This window comes from Pseudoflavonifractor phocaeensis (assembly GCF_016901735.1).
In the GTDB taxonomy this organism is placed as follows: domain Bacteria; phylum Bacillota; class Clostridia; order Oscillospirales; family Oscillospiraceae; genus Pseudoflavonifractor_A.
The window spans coordinates 1-16713 of the sequence record NZ_JACLZC010000068.1; the positions used below are offsets into that span (position 1 = coordinate 1).

The following is a 16713-nucleotide window of genomic DNA, read 5'->3' on the forward strand; positions in this document are numbered from 1 at the left end:
CTGTGGGGCCGGTGTGGGCGCGGTCTCCGGCGGGGGAGGGGGTGCGGATTTTCGGAAGAGTTTTTTGAACAGGTTCATGTGGCTTCACCATTCTGAAAGATTCAATGCCGCCTGCGCGGCAAACGCGGCGCCGACGAAGGGCCAGCGCCGCGTGGGGCAGGAGAGGAAGGGACCGGTCACACCCGGCCGATATCGGTGCGGAAGTGCATGGCGTCGAAGTGGATGGGCTTTGCGCTCTCGTAGGCCAGGTCGATGGCGTCGCTGAGGCTGGGACCCACGGCGGTGACGCCCAGCACCCGGCCGCCGTTGGTGACGATTTGGCCGTCCTGTTCGGCGGTGCCGGCGTGGAACACCACGGCGGTCCTGCCGGCCTCGTCCAGGCCGGTGATGGGGAGGCCCTTCTGATAGGAGCCGGGATAGCCGCCGGAGGCCAGCACCAGGCAGCAGGCCGCGCCGTCCTTCCACCGGATATCCAGCTGGTCCAGATTGCCGCTACGGCAGGCCATGAGGATGTCCATGAGGTCGCTTTCCAGCAGGGAGAGGACGGCCTGACACTCGGGGTCGCCGAAGCGGGCGTTATACTCCACCACCTTGGGGCCGTTGGGGGTGAGCATCAGGCCGAAGTAGAGGACGCCCTGGAAGGGACGGCCCTCGGCCTGGAGGGCGGCGACGGTGGGCAGGAAGATCTCCTCCATACACTGCCTGGCGACTTCTGGGGTGTAGTTGGGGGAGGGGGAGATGGCGCCCATGCCGCCGGTGTTGGGGCCTTGGTTGCCGTCATAGGCCCGCTTGTGGTCCTGGCTGGAGGGCATGGGCACGACGTGCTTGCCGTCGCAGAAGGCCAGCACGGTGACCTCGGGGCCGGTCATGCACTCCTCGATGACCACTTTGGAGCCGGAGGCGCCGAACTTGCCGCCGGCCATCATCTCCCGGACGGCGGCCAGGGCCTCGTCCACGGTCTGGGCCACCACCACGCCCTTACCCAGGGCCAGGCCGTCGGCCTTGACCACGATGGGCGCGCCCTGCCGGCGGATGTACTCCTCAGCGGGAGCCAGCTCGGTAAAGTCCCGATACCGGGCGGTGGGGATGTGGTATTTTTCCATCAAATGCTTGGAGAAGATCTTGCTGGCCTCGATGACGGCGGCGTTGGCCCGGGGGCCGAAGGCGGGGATGCCGGCGGCCTCCATGGCGTCCACCATACCCAGAGCCAGGGGATCATCCGGGGCGACCATGACGAAGTCCATGTGGTTTTCCTTGGCCCAGGCCACCATGCCATCCACGTCCGTGGCCTTGACGGGCACGCAGGAGGCCGCCTGGGCAATGCCCGCGTTGCCGGGGGCGCAGAAGAGCTGGGACACTTTGGGCGACTGGGCCAATTTCCAGCAGATGGCGTGTTCCCGTCCGCCACCGCCGACGACTAAAACTTTCATATTGAACAACCTTTCTGATAGGAAAGTGAAGATAGGAGAGTGAAGAGTGAAGATATTGAGTCCGGCGGAGCCGGACGGATTTCAAATCATTCGCCTCTGGCGAATACCGTATCTCCACTCTTCACTCTTTACTCTACACTCTCTCTCCGTACTGCCTTGGTGGTAGCGGACAGAATGTTGCGGAGCGCTTCACAGTCTGCCCGAAGCGAGCGGTATTCTTGAGCAGAAAGGAAGTCACAGGAATGGAGCAGTTCCAGCCAATAGAGGGTTTCGGCGCACTCCTTGAGGGCGATATAGATTTTAGCGAGGAAATCATTTCGACTGATACCGTATCTGGCTTCCGCAATATTGGCCCCAATACTGGTACCACTGCGCAAAATTTGCTTGGATAACACAAATTCCTTGTGCTCCGTACAGAGATATCGATGCAGAAAAACAATGCGTTTGGCAAAAGCAAGGCTTTTTTCATACGCAACGCTTCCAGTCCCCATATCTCCACTCCCCACTCTTAACTCTTCACTCTTCCCTTAGTGGTGGAACAGGCGCATACCGGTAAAGGCCATAACGATACCGTACTTGTTGCAGGTGGCGATGACGTGGTCGTCGCGGATGGAGCCGCCGGGCTGGGCGATGTAGGCCACGCCGCTCTTGCGGGCCCGCTCCACGTTGTCGCCGAAGGGGAAGAAGGCGTCGGAGCCCACGGTGACGCCGGTCTGCTGGGCGATCCAGGCTTTCTTTTCTTCAACAGTCAGCACTTCGGGGCGTACTTTGAAGGTGTTCTGCCACACGCCCTCGGCCAGCACGTCCTCGTACTCGTCGGAGATGTAGATGTCGATGGCGTTGTCCCGGTCGGGGCGGCGGATGCCGTCCACGAACTGGAGGCCCAGCACCTTGGGATGCTGGCGGAGGAGCCAGTTGTCGGCCTTGGAGCCGGCCAGGCGGGTGCAGTGGATGCGGCTCTGCTGGCCGGCGCCCACGCCGATGGTCTGGCCGTCCTTCACATAGCAGACCGAGTTGGACTGGGTGTATTTCAGGGTGATGAGGGAGAGGATCATATCCCGCTTGGCGTTTTCGGGCAGATCCTTGTTGTCCGTCACGATGTTGCCCAGCAGGGCTTCGTTGATCTCAAAGTTGTTGCGGCCCTGCTCGAAGGTGATGCCGAACACGTCCTTATGCTCGATGGCGCGGGGGACGTAGTTGGGGTCGATCTCCACCACGTTGTAGCCGCCCTTGCGCTTGGTCTTGAGGATGGCCAGGGCCTCGTCGGTGTAGCCGGGGGCGATGACGCCGTCGGAGACTTCGAGGGCCAGATAGCGGGCGGTGTCGGCGTCGCACACGTCGGAGAGGGCGGCCCAGTCGCCGTAGGAGCACAGGCGGTCGGCGCCCCGGGCGCGGATGTAGGCGCAGGCGATGGGGGAGAGGTCGCCCTCGGGGGCGAAATAGATCTGGCGCTCCACGTCGGAGAGGGGGGTGCCCACGGCGGCGCCGGCGGGGGAGACGTGCTTAAAGGAAGCGGCGGAGGGGAGACCGGTGGCTGCTTTGAGCTCCTTGACCAGCTGCCAGGAGTTGAGGGCGTCCAGGAAGTTGATATAGCCGGGCTTGCCGTTGAGGACGCGGATGGGCAGCTCGCCCTCCTGCATGAAGATGCGGGCGGGCTTCTGGTTGGGGTTACAGCCGTATTTGAGTTCCAGTTCGGTCATGGGAAAAACCATCCTTTCCGCAGATTGGGTTACTGATGCTTGTTGAGGATCACGTCGGTGCAGGCGCCGTTGGACAGGTCGATATAGCGCACAAAGAGGGAGATCTTGTTGTCCTCGTTGAGGCTGGACCAGATCTCGTTGGCGAAGGTCTCGGCGTCGGGGGCGGTGATGGCGACCTGCTCGGGCTCGCCCTCGAAGGAGGGGAGGGGATCGCCGTCGCCCATGTAGGTGTGGATGAAATGGCCCTGACCGGCCTTGGGATTTTCGTAGTGGAAGTAGCAGCGGCGGCAGGACATGGGGTCGCCCTCGGCGCTCTTGAGGATGGAGAGAATGTAGTTGCCGAATCCGTCCATCAGGCCGGAGATCCGGGGGGTATAGTTGGGCTTGTCCGGCTCAAAGGTGCGGGGCATGAGGGACTGCTCCAGGGTCTTGCCGGCGGCCAGGCCCTCCCGGATGGTGTCGGTCTGGTCGCCGTTGGTGACGATGGTGTAGCTGCCCAGCCGGCGGACGGGGGCGTAGATGATGAGGGAGGGGTCGCTCACTTTGGTGGGGTCAAAGGCCTGGGTGCGGATGCCGTCGGGGGTCTCCACAAAGACCCGGTTGCGGGAATTTTCGCTGCGGCCCATGATGAAGTAGGCAATGGCGGCGTGCTTGCCGTCGGTGGTACGGCCCATGACGATGCCGCGGCCGGGGTAAGGATTGCCGCGGAGGAGCGCGGACAGTTCATAAGTGTTCATAAGAAAAAACCTCCCATTTCAAATCTCAAAGGGTGGGGGGAGAATGCGTACCATCCGGCCCTCTGTCCGCAGGCGGTCCTGGCAGAAGAGGGAGACGGCCAGCGGCAGGATGCGCCACTCGGCCTCCTCCATCACCCGGCGCTGGAGCACCTCCGGGGTGTCGTCGGGCAGCACCTCCACCGCCTTTTGGAGGACGATGGGTCCGCCGTCGGCCTCTTCGTTGACGAAGTGGACGGTAGCGCCGGTGAGCTTGACGCCGTAGGCCAGGGCCTGCTCGTGGACGTGGAGCCCGTAGGCCCCCGGCCCGCAGAAGGAGGGGATAAGGGCGGGATGGATGTTGAGGATGGCGTTGGGGTAGGCGCGGATGATCTCGCCGGTGAGGATGTGCATGAACCCGGCCAGCACCACCAGGTCGATATTCAGCGTCCGGAGCAGTTCCACCAGGGCCTGGGTCATGGCCTGATTGGATGGGAAGGCTTTCCGGGCGACGACATAACCGGGAATGTTGGCCTTTTTGGCCCGTTCCAGGGCATAGGCCCCCTCCTTGGAGGAGATGACGGCCACAAGGGAGCCGCCGCCCAGCCCTTCTTTCTGCTGGGTGTCAATGAGGGCCTGCAAGTTGGTGCCGCCGCCGGAAACCAGCACGGCAATACGCTTTGCCATAAGAAAACAAGTCCCCTTTCAGATGGAGCGTGGAGATAGGAGCGTGAAGAGTGAAGATATTGTATCCGGCTCCGCCGGACGATTTGAAATCATTCGCCGTAGGCGAATCCCTTATCTCCACTCTCCACTCTTAACTCTTCACTCTAATACAACGCCTTCCTCGCCGGCCACCACTTCGCCGATCCGGTAGGCCCGCTCGCCGGCGGCCTGGAGGAGGGAAAGGGCCTGTTCGGCCTGTTCGGCGGGGAGAGCCAGGATCATGCCGATGCCCATATTAAAGGTGTTGTACATATCCCGCTCCGGGATGTTGCCCTTTTTCTGGATGAGGTCAAAAATGGGCAGCCTGGGGAAGGCGTTCAGGTCGATGGAGGCGGTGAGGCCGTCGGTCATCATGCGGGGCACGTTCTCATAGAAGCCGCCGCCGGTGATATGGCTGATGGCGTGGATGTCCACCCCGGCCTTGAGGAGGGCCTTGACGGCCTTGACATAGATGCGGGTGGGGGTGAGGAGGGTCTCGCCCAGGCTCTTGCCGTCCAGCTCGGCCACGGGGGCGGTGAGGTCGGCGTGCTCCACGTCAAAGACCTTGCGCACCAGGGAGAAGCCGTTGGAGTGGACGCCGGTGGAGCCCAGACCGATGAGCACGTCGCCCTTGGAGAGGCGCTTGCCGTCGATGATCTGCTCCTCGTCCACGATGCCCACCGAAAAACCGGCCACGTCGTAGTCCTCGTCGGGCATGACGCCGGGATGCTCGGCGGTCTCGCCGCCCACCAGGGCGCACTCGGACTGGCGGCAGCCCTCGGCAATGCCGGTGACGATCTCCGCGATGCGCACCGGGTCATTTTTGCCGCAGGCGATGTAGTCCAGGAAGAAGAGGGGGGAAGCGCCGCCGCAGATGATGTCGTTGACGCACATGGCCACGCAGTCGATGCCGATGGTGTCATGCTTGTTCATCAGCAGAGCCAGGCGCAGCTTGGTGCCCACGCCGTCGGTGCCGGAGACCAGGACGGGCTTTTTCATACCCGCCAGCTCGGGGGCGAACATGCCGCCGAAGCCGCCCAGGGTACCCATCACGCCGGGGATGTAGGTGGACTCCACCATGGGCTTGATGCGCTTGACGGCCTCGTAACCGGCGGTGACGTCCACGCCGGCGGCGGCGTAGGACGCGGAATGGGAGTTTTTCATCTCAAAACCTCCAGTGAATCAAAAATAAGGAAGCGTGGAGAAGCGTGGAGACAGTACCGGCTGGTTCCACGCTTCTCCTTTCACACGGTTTGGTTACTCTTTACCGTTCCAGCAGTAGGTGCAGACCTTGTCCCGGTCGATGCCGATGGCCTCCAGGAGGCCGTCCAGGGACTGGTAGCCCAGGGAGTCAAAGCCCATCTCCTCGCAGATGGCCTTTAACATGCACTGACCCCGCTGGGTGGAGGAATCGGCGTACTCGTCCAGATGCTGCTGCCCCTCGTCGCCTTCCAGGCCCTGGATGGTCCGCCGGGCCAGCAGTTCCATATCGGAGTTGCTGCGGGAGAAGTTGAGGTACTTGCAGCCGTACATAATGGGGGGGCAGGCAGAGCGCATATGCACTTCCTGGGCGCCCGACTCATAGAGGAAATCCACGGTCTCCCGGAGCTGGGTGCCCCGGACGATGGAGTCGTCCACAAAGAGGAGCTTTTTGCCCTCGATGAGCTCGGGGACGGGGATCTGCTTCATTTTGGCCACCTGATTGCGGGCCTCCTGGTTGGCGGGCATGAAGGAGCGGGGCCAGGTGGGGGTGTACTTGACGAAGGGCCGGGCGAAGGGCTTGCCGCTGCGGTTGGCAAAGCCGATGGCGTGGGGGAGACCGGAGTCGGGCACGCCGGCCACATAGTCCACCTTGGGGAGCTTGCCCTTCTGGATCTCGTCCCGGGCCATGATCTCGCCGTTGCGGTAGCGCATGACCTCCACGTTGACCCCCTCATAGTTGGAGTTGGGGTAGCCGTAATAGGTCCACAGAAAAGCACAGATCTTCATCTCCTCGCCGGCGGGGGAGAGCTGCTCCACCCCGTCGGCGGTGACCCGGACGATCTCCCGGGGGCCCAGCTCGTAGCTGTCGTGGTAGCCCAGCTTGTGGTAGGCGAAGGACTCGAAGGAGACGCAGCAGCCGTCCTCGTTCTGGCCCACCAGCACGGGGAGGCGGCCCAGCCGGTCCCGGGCGGCGATGATGCCCTTCTGGTCCAGGATCAGGATGGTGATGGAGCCGTCGATCTCCTCCTGGGCCCGGCGGATGCCGGCGACCAGGTCGTCCTCCTGATTGATGAGGGCGGCGGTGAGCTCGGTGGAGTTGACCTTGCCGGAGCTCATGGCCATGAACTGGTGGCCGTGCTCGGAGAAGTAGCGGGCCACCAGGTCGTCGGTGTTGCGGATGATGCCCACGGTGGTGATGGCGAAGAGGCCCAGGTGGGAGCGGACCAGCAGGGGCTGGGGGTCGGTGTCGCTGATGCAGCCGATGCCGGAGCAGCCGTGGAATTCCGCCAGGTCCTTGTCGAACTTGGTGCGGAAGGGGGTATTTTCGATGTTATGGATCTGCCGCTGGAAACCGTCCTTTTCGTCGTAAACAGCCATACCGCCCCGCTTGGTGCCCAGATGGGAGTGGTAGTCGGTGCCGAAAAAGAGGTCCATGACGCAGTCGCGCTTGGAAATCGTGCCGAAGAAACCGCCCATTGCTTACTTATCCCCCATGAGACGGCGCATGACCTCTTCATAGGCCTCCTCGGCGCCGCCCAGATCCCGGCGGAAGCGGTCCTTGTCCAGCTTTTCGTGGGTGGTCTCGTCCCACAGGCGGCAGGTGTCGGGGGAGATCTCGTCGGCCAGGACGATCTGGCCGTCGGCGGTCTTGCCGAACTCCAGCTTGAAGTCCACCAGGTCGATGCCGATCTCCTTCATGAAGCCGCGGAGCAGGTCGTTGACGGCGAAGGCGTACTTTTTGATGAGCTCAATCTCCTCGGGAGTGGCCAGCTTGAGGGCCAGGGCGTGATAGGAGTTGAGCAGGGGGTCGCCCAGGTCGTCGTTCTTGTAGGAGAACTCGATGGTGGGCTGGTCAAAGACGATGCCCTCCTCCACGCCGTAGCGCTTGGCGAAGGAACCGGCGGAAATGTTGCGGATGATGACTTCCAGGGGGACGATGGAGACCTTCTTGACCACGGTCTCCCGGTCGCTGAGCTCCTCCACGAAGTGGGTGGGGACGCCGGCGGCCTCCAGGCGGCGCATGAGGTTGTTGGTCATGCGGTTGTTGATGGCGCCCTTGCCGGCGATGGTGCCCTTTTTGAGGCCGTTAAAGGCGGTGGCGTCGTCCTTATAGGACACGATCACCAAGTTGGGGTCGTCGGTGGCGAAAACCTTCTTGGCCTTTCCCTCGTACAGCTGCTCACGCTTTTCCATGATAAAACGCTCCTCACAATTTTAAGATAAAAGATAAGAGATAATAGATAAGAGATAGGGGGAGTGAGAGAATATCTTCACACTCCACTCTTTACTCTTCACTCTCTAACTGAAGCTTGGCTTCCTTTTCGGCGATTTGCTTGGCCATGTCGGCCCGGGCCTGGTCCAGCTTGGCGGCCAGTTCGTCGTCGCTGATGGCCAGCATCTGGGCGGCCAGGACGGCGGCGTTTTTGGCGCCGTTGATGGCCACGGTGGCCACGGGAATGCCGGAGGGCATCTGGACGGTGGCCAGCAGGGCGTCCAGGCCGTCCATAGCGCCGCCCTTCATGGGGATACCGATGACGGGCAGGGTGGAGTTGCCGGCGAAGGCGCCGGCCAGGTGGGCGGCCATGCCAGCGGCGCAGATGAGTACGCCGAAGCCGTTCTGCCGGGCGGAGCGGGCGAAGTCCGCGGCCTGGGCAGGGGTGCGGTGGGCGCTGAGGATGTGGGCCTCATAGGGGATACCGAAGGCTTGGAGCTGGGTGCAGGCGGCCTTGACCACCGGCCAGTCGCTGTCGGAACCCATGATAACGGCTACTTTTTTCACAAAACATGACCTCCTGAATGACGGGGCGCCAAACAAAAAGTTAGGGGCTTGAAAAATAAATCAGGGTATCCGATACACGGATACCCTGTCATTTTGTCAGGCGGCAGAAGGCGCATTGGGGCCGCAGAGGAAAACAGCTCGGATCTGAATACCGGAAAAAATGCCTCGCGACATCCCGCATACCCCCGTCAAAAGAAAATATCAATAATAATATATCGGGTCCCGGAGGATTTTGCAAGAGCGCGTGGGGATTTTTGTATGGTTTCACAACCAAAAGAGGAAAGAGGAAGAACGGGCTGTCAAAAAATCCTGTGCCGCGGCGGGGGAAAGGGAAAGGACGCCGGACCGCTGTGGGTCCGGCGTCCTGGCGCACGGAAATCAACTGTTGAGATACTGCTTGACCAGCTCCTGGAGCAGCTCGTCCCGATCCAGCTTCCGGATGAGGGCGCGGGCGTTGTTGTAGTTGGTGATGTAGGTGGGGTCCTCGGAGAGGATGTAGCCTACGATCTGGTTGATGGGGTTATAGCCCTTCTCCTGGAGAGAGTTATAGACAGAGGTCAGAATGTCCTTGATCTCCTGATCCTTCTCATAATTGAGACTGAATCTGCGCGTATAGTCGGTTTGCATGACCATCTGCACCTCCTTATTCTTTCTGTTGTCTATTGTACCCGAAAAGGGGCGGACTGTAAAGGGGTGTAGGGGTAAAATTTACGAAAGCTTAATATAAAAGCGGGACGGCCCGGCGGGACCCGGGGTTACCGCAGCACCGCGCCCAGGTCGGCGGCCAGGGTATCCAGGATGGACTTGACGTCGGCGTCGGCCTCCTCGCTGGTGAGGGAGCGGTCGTCGGCCCGGAGGACCAGGTTAAAGGCCACGGACTTTTTGCCTTCCGCCACGCCCTTGCCCCGGTAGATGTCGAAGAGGGTAACCTCCTTCAAAAGGCCCTTGGCGCCCTTGCGGATGCAGGCTTCCAGGGCGCCCACGGTGACAGCCTCGTCGCACACCACGGCGATGTCCCGGGTGACGGCGGGGAACTTGGGCAGGGGGACGTACTCGGGGACGGAGCGGTCCATGTGCATGAGCTGGCCGAAGTCCAGCTCGGCGCAGTAGAACTGGGCGTCCACGCCGTAATTCTGGGCCACCAGGGGGTGGATCTGGCCCAGCACGCCCACGCGGCGGTCTCCCACGTACACGTCGGCCACCCGGCCGGGGTGATAGGAGGGATTGGGCACGCAGGGGACCTCAAACCGGATGTGTTCGGCCCGCAGGTCCTTGAGGATGGCCTCCACACAGCCCTTGAGGGTGTAGAAGTCCATATCGCTGCCATAGGCGCCCATGGAGAGGACCTTGTTTTCCACGGCCAGGCCGTCGTCGCCGCCGGGCAGGTAGATACGGCCCACCTCATAGAGGCGCACGTTCTGGTTGCGGTAGTTATAGTTGCGGGTCAGGATCTCCAGCATGGAGGGGAGGACGGTGGTGCGCATGATGGAGGTATCCTCGCCCAGGGGGTTCAAAATCTTGAAGGACTGGCGGCGGGAATCGTCGGCGGCCCAGCGGATCTTGTCGTAGCAGGTGGGGGAGATAAAGGAATAGGTGATGATCTCATCGTAGCCCATGGCGCGGCACATACCGCCCAGCCGGCGCTCCAGCTGCTCCTCCGGGGAGTAGCCGCCCAGGGTGGTCTGGCCCCGCATGAGGGTGGTGGGGATGTTGTTGTAGCCGTGGAAGCGGGCCACCTCTTCGGCCAGGTCCGCCATACCGATCACGTCGCCCCGCCAGGAGGGGACGGTAACGGCGTCGCCGTCCACCTGGAAGTCCAGCTTTTGGAGGATGTCCACCATCTCGTCCCGGCTGATGTCGGTGCCCAGCAGGCCGTTGATTTTCTCCGGCTCCAGGGGGAGGACCTTGGGCTGGGGCACATAGTTGAGGATGTCGATGGTGCCGGGGAGCACCTCGCCGGCGCCCAGCAGCTCCACCAGCTCACAGGCCCGGTCCACGGCGGGGAGGGTGTTCATGGGGTCCAGGCCCTTTTCAAACTTGGCGGAGGCCTCGGTGCGCATACCCAGGGCCAGGGCGCCCTTGCGGATGCAGGTGCCGTCGAAGGTGGCGGACTCAAAGACCACGTCCGCGGTGTCGGCCACGATCTCGGAGTTCTCGCCGCCCATGATGCCCGCCAGACCCACGGCCCGGTGCTCGTCGGCGATGACCAGATGGTTGGCGGTGAGGGTGTGTTCCTTGCCGTCCAGGGTGGTGAGCTTTTCGCCCTCCTCGGCCCGGCGGACGATGATCTTGCCGCCCTTCACATAGCGGTAGTCAAAGGCGTGCATGGGCTGGCCGTATTCCAGCATCACATAGTTGGTGATGTCCACAATGTTGTTGATGGGGCGCACGCCCATGGAGCGCAGCCGCTCCCGCATCCACTTGGGGGAGGGGGCGATCTTGACGTTGCGCACCATGCGGGCGGTGTAGCGGGGCACCAGGTCGGCGGCGGGGGTCTCCACGTCCAGGAGGTCCACCAGGGAGCCCTCGCCCTCGGCCTTGACCACCGGCTGGTGGAGGCGCAGGGGCTGGCCGAAGGTGGCGGCGGCCTCCCGGGCCAGGCCGATGACGGACAGGCAGTCGGGGCGGTTGGGGGTGATCTCGAACTCCACCACGTGGTCGTCGGCGCCGATGACGGGCTTGAGGTCGTCGCCGGGCTTGCAGTCCTCGTGGAGGATGAAGATGCCGTCGTCGATGCAGTGGGGGAACTCACACTGCTGGGCGTGGAGGTCGGCCAGGGTGCAGATGGTGTTGGACTTGGTGTTGTAGGCCACCAGATCCCCCTCGTGGAGGTTGGAGCAGGGGGTGGCGGCGGAAGCGGAGCCGCTGCCGGTGTCCAGGGTCACGTCGTAGGCGTCGCCGGCGGCGGTAAGGCCGGTCACCTTGGCGGCCACCACGGGCCCGTAGATCTTGTGGCCGGGCTGGATGTGGTTGGGGATGGAGGGCTTTTCCTTGTCCAGGGGGTGATAGTCGCCCAGAATGGCGGCGGGGGTGATGACGGCGTAGGGGAAGTCGCGGGTGTCGAGGCCCAGCTCGGACAGGCCGCAGAGCATCCCGTTGGAGAGGACGCCCCGGAGCTTGCCCTTTTCGATCTTCTTGCCGCCGGGGAGGGTGGACTTGTGGAGGGCCACGGGCACCAGGTCGCCCACGTGGACGTTCCACGCGCCGGTGACGATCTGGACGGGTTCCTCCCGGCCCACGTCGATCTGGCAGACCCACATATGGTCGCTGTTTTCATGGCGGGCCATCTCCACCACCCGGCCCACCACCACGTTGGAGATCTCCTCTCCCAGGTCGTGGGTCAGCTCCACCTTGGAGCCGGACAGGGTCATGGCCTCTGCAAACGCTTTATCATCAGCCGAAACGGAGACGAACTCCTCCAGCCACTTGCGAGAAAGATTCATAATCAAAACTCCTTTATGTCAAGAGTGAAGAGTTAAGAGTGGAGAGTGGAGATATGGTATTCGCCTGCGGCGAATGATTTTTAATCCGTCCGGCTCCGTCGGACACAATCTCTTCACTCTTCACTCTCCTATCTTCACTCTAAATTAAAACTGTTCCAGGAACCGGACGTCGTTTTCAAAGATGAGGCGCAGGTCGGCGATTTTGAAGCGGCGCATGGCGGTGCGCTCCAGGCCGATGCCGAAGGCCCAGCCGGAGTAGACGTCGGGGTCGATGCCGCTCATACGCAGCACGTTGGGGTGGATCATGCCCGCGCCCAGCAGTTCGATCCAGCCCTCGCCCTTACAGGTGGGGCAGCCCACGCCGCCGCACTTGTGGCACTGCACGTCCATCTCGCAGGAGGGCTCGGTAAAGGGGAAGTGGTGGGGGCGGAAGCGGGTCTTGGTGCCCTTGCCGTAGAGCTGCTCCACCACGGTGTTGAGGGTGCCCTTCAGGTCGGCCATGGTGACCCCCTTGTCGATGACCATACCCTCCACCTGATGGAACATGGGGGAGTGGGTGGCGTCCACCTCGTCCTTGCGGTAGACCCGGCCGGGGGCGATGATGCGGATGGGGAGGTCCATGGAGTCCATGGCCCGCACCTGCATGGGGGAGGTCTGGGAGCGGAGCATCACCCGGGAGTCGGTGTCAAAGTAGAAGGTGTCGGACCAGTCCCGGGAGGGGTGGCCCTCCTCGGCGTTGAGACGGTCAAAGTTGAGCTCGGCCAGCTCCACCTCGGGGCCGTCCAGCACGGTGAAGCCCATGCCGATGAAAATTTCCTTGATCTCGTCCAGGGCGATATACATGGGGTGGCGATGGCCGGTTTTCACGCCCTTGCCGGGGACGGTGACGTCCAGGGCCTCGGCGCGGAGCCGGTCCTCCAGGGCCTTGGCCTCCAGCTTTTTGCCCTGGGTCTCCAGGGACTGCTCCAGGGCGGCCCGGACCTCGTTGGCCAGCTGACCCATGGCGGGGCGCTCCTCGGCGGAGAGCTTGCCCATCTGCTTCAAAACGGCGGTCAGCGCGCCCTTTTTGCCCAAATACTTGACCCGCAGCGCGTCCAGCTCCTGGGCGTTTTGGGCGGACTCCAGGGCGGCCAGGGCTTCCCGGCGGATCTGTTCCAGTTGTTCTTTCATGGCTTGAACTCCTTTATAAAAAGTAGAATGTTGGTTTTGAGGGAAAAGCAGTCCCGGGCGGAGCGGTCCATGGTGACGGCCAGGCGGGGCAGGTCATAAAGGCCGTCCGCCGGGTCGCAGCGGTCCTCCCGGGTGGTGAGGGTAAGGGCGAAGTGGGCGCGGAGGAAGGAATCGGCCCAGGGCTCGGTGACCCCGAAGGGGTAGGCCAGGAAGGTGACCGGCCGGTCCAGGTGGTCCTGGATGTCTTGGATGCTGTGGAGCAGGTCGGCGTCCACCCGCTGGTGGTAGGCGTCCTCGGTCTCGTTTTCCAGGCGCTGGATGCCGTTGGGGCCGCCCTGGACGAAGAGCCCCCGCCGGTCGGCGTCCAGGTTGTGCAGGTCGTAGCTGTGGGAGCCGATCTCCACCAGGCCGGAGCGGTCCATCTCGCGGCACATGTCCCAGGTCAGGTAGAGGGGGTCGTCCGCGTCCACCAGCCGGCCCACCACGGCGATGGCGGCCTTCATGTTCAGCGACTGGAGGACGGGAAAGGCGTATTGGTAGTTGCTGGCGTAGCCGTCGTCAAAGGTGACGAGGACGGCTTTTTCGGGCAGCGGCAGTCCGGCGGCCAGTTCTCTGGGGAGGACGGTGGTATAGCCGGCCTCCTTGAGCCAGCGCATATCCGCCTCAAACCGCCGGGCGGTGACGGTCATGGCGTTGACCGGCCCGTCGTCGGCCACGATATGGTGATACATCAGGACGGTGAGGGGCCTTGCGGCCGCCGCGCCCACGCCGGCCGCGCAGAGGAGGACCGCCAAAAGGAGCAGTCCGGCGGCGAGCCGGAAGAGAAAAGAAAGGATGTGAAACTTTTTCCCCATGAAGCCTCCTATCGTTTGGGGTTTGGGCGGCAAAAAAGCCCTCCGTCCCAACGCTGGGACGAAGGGCCAACCTCCGTGGTACCACCCGCAATTCCCGCGCGAACGGCGCGGGCACTCTGGCCCCGGTAACGTGGGGCAACTCCGTCCCTGTCTCCAGGGCCGCTCCGGGGCGAACCAAGCGCGTCATTTTGGATGTCCGCTTCCAGCCAGTGACGGACACTCTCTGTCAAAATGGGGGATACGCTATTTTCCCCTTCTTCACATGTAAGATTATTTATAGCACAGGGGCGGAAAAAAAGCAAGAAAAAATTGACGAACGTCTGCCCCTGGCCTATAATGTAGGCACCACAAAAGAGAGATGGCGGTAGGCCAGAGAGGACGGAACACACATGAAGATCGCAACGGCGGAACAGATGCGGGAGATGGACCGCATCGTCATCAAGGAGCGGGGCATTCCCTCCGCGGAGCTGATGGAGCGGGCGGCGCGTGCGCTGACCCGGACGGTACTGGAGCAGGCGGGTCAGGCCCGGGACGAGGGGGAGCGGCCCTATCGCGTGGTGTGCTTCTGCGGCGCGGGGAACAACGGCGGCGACGGCGTGGCCACGGCGCGGATGCTGCTGGAGCGGGGCTGCGAGGTCCGGGCGGTGCTGGTGGGCAAGCGGGAGAAGATGACCGCCGACTGCCGGGAGATGGAGCGCCGTCTGGGGGAGGTCGGTGGAATTCTGGAGGATTTCGAGCCGGACTCGGCGGAATTTGCGGCCTGGTGTCTGGAGGCCGACGTGATGGTGGACGCCCTTTTCGGCATTGGGCTCAACACGGAGCTGCGGGGCGGGTCTCTGCTGGCGGTGCACATGATGAACACCTGTGACATTCCGGTGGTATCGGCGGACATTGCCAGCGGCGTGGAGGCGGACACGGGGCACATTTTGGGCCAGGCGGTGCAGGCCGACGTGACGGTGACCTTCTCCATGCCCAAGGCGGGCCACTTTTTGGGACAGGGGGCCATTCACACCGGCCGTCTGGAGGTGGCGTACATCGGCATTCCCATGGATCTGATGGTGGGGGTGGAGAGCCAGCTCCACGCGGTGACGGAGCAGGACGTGATGCTGCCCCGCCGGTCGCGGACGGCCCACAAGGGTGATTTCGGCAAGGTCTACCTGCTGGCGGGGAGCGTGGGCTACACCGGCGCGCCGGTGCTGGCGGCCCGGGCTGCCATGCGGACCGGCGCCGGTCTGGTGACGGTGGGGGTGCCCGCGCCTGCCTGGCCGGTGGTGGCGGGCAAGCTGGACGAGGCCATGGCCCATCCGCTGCCGTCCAGCAAGGACGGGGACCTGTCGCTGGAGGCCACCGAGCTGGTGCAGAACCGGGCGGGGAGCAGCGACGTATGTCTGATTGGTCCCGGGCTGGGCCGCGGGAACAGCGCGGCGGCGGTGGTGCGCACCCTGCTGCGTACCGTCCACGCGCCGGTGATTCTGGACGCCGACGGCATAAACGCGCTGGCGGGGCATATAGATGTACTGGATGAGCGGAAGGGGCTTATCACCATCCTCACACCCCACGACGGGGAATTTGCCCGCATCAGCGACGAGGACATCAGCGGCGAACACCGGCTGGAGGCGGTCCGGTCATTCGCCCGGACCCACGGCTGCTGTCTGGTGCTCAAGGGCTACCGCACCATCACGGCCTTCCCGGACGGGACGGCGTACATCAACACCAACGGCAACCCCGGGATGGCCGTGGGTGGGAGCGGAGACGTACTGAGCGGCGTCATTTTGTCGCTGATCGGGCAGGGGATCCCGTGCCGGGAGGCGGTACCCATGGCGGTATGGCTGCACGGCGCGGCGGGCGACCTGTGCGCCCGTGAGATGGGGGAGTATGGGATGCTTCCTTCCGACATGATCGCGCGTCTGCCCCAGGTGCTGGAGCGGCAGGTGCTGCGCCGGTAAGGCGGAGGCGGCGCGCCCGAGGAGGGAGCGCATTGCTGCGAAAAACGAGAGGGACTGTGGTCATTCTGGCGGCGCTGCTCCTCTCCCTCTCCGCCTGCGGCGGGGAGGGGGGGCGGGCGGCGGACAGCCGGGCGCTGGAGCTTCGCGGGGAGTACCTGTCCATGGACGGGTGTACGGCCGTTCTGACGGTGACGGCGGACTATGGGGAGCGGGTATATGCCTATGAAATGGAGCTGGCGTGGCAGCGGGAGGGGGAGACGGTCCTGACGCTGACGGCGCCGGAGGAGGTCGCGGGACTGACGGCCCGTTTGTCATCGGACGGGAGTGTGCTGGAGTACGACGGTATAGCGGTGGAGACAGGCCCGCTGAATGAGGGCGGGCTGAGTCCGCTGCTGGCGGGGCCGGCGCTGCTGGAAGCGCTGCGGGAGGGTTATTTGGCCTGTGTGGGGACCGAGACGCTGGCAGAGGAGGAGGTACTCCACCTGGTGATACGGGAGCCGGAGGCCCAGCCGGGGGAGGGTACGGAGACGGAGCTCTGGTGCGGCTGGGAGAGCGGCGCGCTGCTGAGGGGAGAGATTGCACAGGACGGCCGGGTGGTGCTGACCTGTGAGGTGGCGGATTTTCGGGCGTGGAATGACGCGGAAGAAGAAAAATAAAAAAGGGGGAAAAGTGTAGGTTTGTCAAACATATTGGACAGTGAACTCAGAGGGAGAAAGCCAGCCCAGGGGCCTCATGGGAAAGTTGTTTGAGCGGCGGTTGTGGACAGCAAG

Annotated in this window: 15 protein-coding genes; 2 read left to right on the forward strand and 13 right to left on the reverse strand. The window is 63.4% G+C overall.

What is annotated here, in order from left to right; translation table 11 throughout:
* Positions 1 to 176: 176 nt before the first annotated feature.
* The 13 genes from purD to H7U37_RS12495 form a co-directional block, all read right to left on the reverse strand.
* Positions 177 to 1430, reverse strand: coding sequence for a phosphoribosylamine--glycine ligase (gene purD / locus H7U37_RS12435; RefSeq protein ID WP_204876119.1), 1254 nt, complete (start codon positions 1428 to 1430; stop codon positions 177 to 179).
* Between the two features lie 128 nt (positions 1431 to 1558).
* Positions 1559 to 1921: a four helix bundle protein gene (locus H7U37_RS12440; protein WP_204876121.1), complete on the reverse strand. Its 363-nt coding sequence runs from the start codon at positions 1919 to 1921 to the stop codon at positions 1559 to 1561.
* A 36-nt stretch (positions 1922 to 1957) separates the two neighbouring features.
* Entirely contained in the window at positions 1958 to 3142 is a 1185-nt protein-coding gene (locus H7U37_RS12445; protein WP_420875806.1) for a phosphoribosylaminoimidazolecarboxamide formyltransferase, read from the reverse strand.
* A gap of 17 nt (positions 3143 to 3159) precedes the next feature.
* Positions 3160 to 3867 (reverse strand): IMP cyclohydrolase, encoded by a 708-nt coding sequence (locus H7U37_RS12450; RefSeq protein ID WP_204876125.1) that lies wholly within the window; start codon positions 3865 to 3867, stop codon positions 3160 to 3162.
* A gap of 18 nt (positions 3868 to 3885) precedes the next feature.
* Positions 3886 to 4530 (reverse strand): phosphoribosylglycinamide formyltransferase, encoded by a 645-nt coding sequence (purN, locus tag H7U37_RS12455; protein WP_204876127.1) that lies wholly within the window; start codon positions 4528 to 4530, stop codon positions 3886 to 3888.
* Positions 4531 to 4668: 138 nt separating this feature from the next.
* A complete protein-coding gene (gene purM / locus H7U37_RS12460) occupies positions 4669 to 5712 on the reverse strand; it encodes a phosphoribosylformylglycinamidine cyclo-ligase (protein WP_204876129.1) in 1044 nt (347 codons plus the stop codon).
* A 93-nt stretch (positions 5713 to 5805) separates the two neighbouring features.
* Positions 5806 to 7227, reverse strand: coding sequence for an amidophosphoribosyltransferase (locus H7U37_RS12465; protein WP_204876131.1), 1422 nt, complete (start codon positions 7225 to 7227; stop codon positions 5806 to 5808).
* Between the two features lie 3 nt (positions 7228 to 7230).
* Positions 7231 to 7944 carry a phosphoribosylaminoimidazolesuccinocarboxamide synthase gene (gene purC, locus H7U37_RS12470; protein WP_204876133.1) on the reverse strand — a complete coding sequence of 238 codons (714 nt, stop codon included), beginning with the start codon at positions 7942 to 7944 and terminating at the stop codon, positions 7231 to 7233.
* Positions 7945 to 8035: 91 nt separating this feature from the next.
* A complete protein-coding gene (purE, locus tag H7U37_RS12475; RefSeq protein ID WP_338049831.1) occupies positions 8036 to 8530 on the reverse strand; it encodes a 5-(carboxyamino)imidazole ribonucleotide mutase in 495 nt (164 codons plus the stop codon).
* Positions 8531 to 8908: 378 nt separating this feature from the next.
* Complete coding sequence (locus H7U37_RS12480) at positions 8909 to 9157, reverse strand: IreB family regulatory phosphoprotein (protein WP_204876148.1); 249 nt, start codon at positions 9155 to 9157, stop codon at positions 8909 to 8911.
* 128 nt (positions 9158 to 9285) lie between these two features.
* Complete coding sequence (gene pheT, locus H7U37_RS12485) at positions 9286 to 11973, reverse strand: phenylalanine--tRNA ligase subunit beta (RefSeq protein WP_204876135.1); 2688 nt, start codon at positions 11971 to 11973, stop codon at positions 9286 to 9288.
* Positions 11974 to 12117: 144 nt separating this feature from the next.
* Entirely contained in the window at positions 12118 to 13143 is a 1026-nt protein-coding gene (gene pheS, locus H7U37_RS12490) for a phenylalanine--tRNA ligase subunit alpha (RefSeq protein WP_204876137.1), read from the reverse strand.
* On the reverse strand, positions 13140 to 13997 hold the full coding sequence (locus tag H7U37_RS12495) for a polysaccharide deacetylase family protein (RefSeq protein WP_204876143.1): 858 nt from the start codon (positions 13995 to 13997) through the stop codon (positions 13140 to 13142). Before H7U37_RS12495 ends, pheS begins: the two co-directional genes overlap by 4 nt.
* Positions 13998 to 14386: 389 nt before the next feature.
* Here H7U37_RS12495 and H7U37_RS12500 point away from each other — a divergent pair, with 389 nt between their 5' ends.
* A complete protein-coding gene (locus H7U37_RS12500; RefSeq protein ID WP_204876144.1) occupies positions 14387 to 15943 on the forward strand; it encodes an NAD(P)H-hydrate dehydratase in 1557 nt (518 codons plus the stop codon).
* 32 nt (positions 15944 to 15975) lie between these two features.
* Positions 15976 to 16599 (forward strand): hypothetical protein, encoded by a 624-nt coding sequence (locus H7U37_RS12505; protein WP_243414317.1) that lies wholly within the window; start codon positions 15976 to 15978, stop codon positions 16597 to 16599.
* The last annotated feature ends 114 nt before the right edge of the window (positions 16600 to 16713 follow it).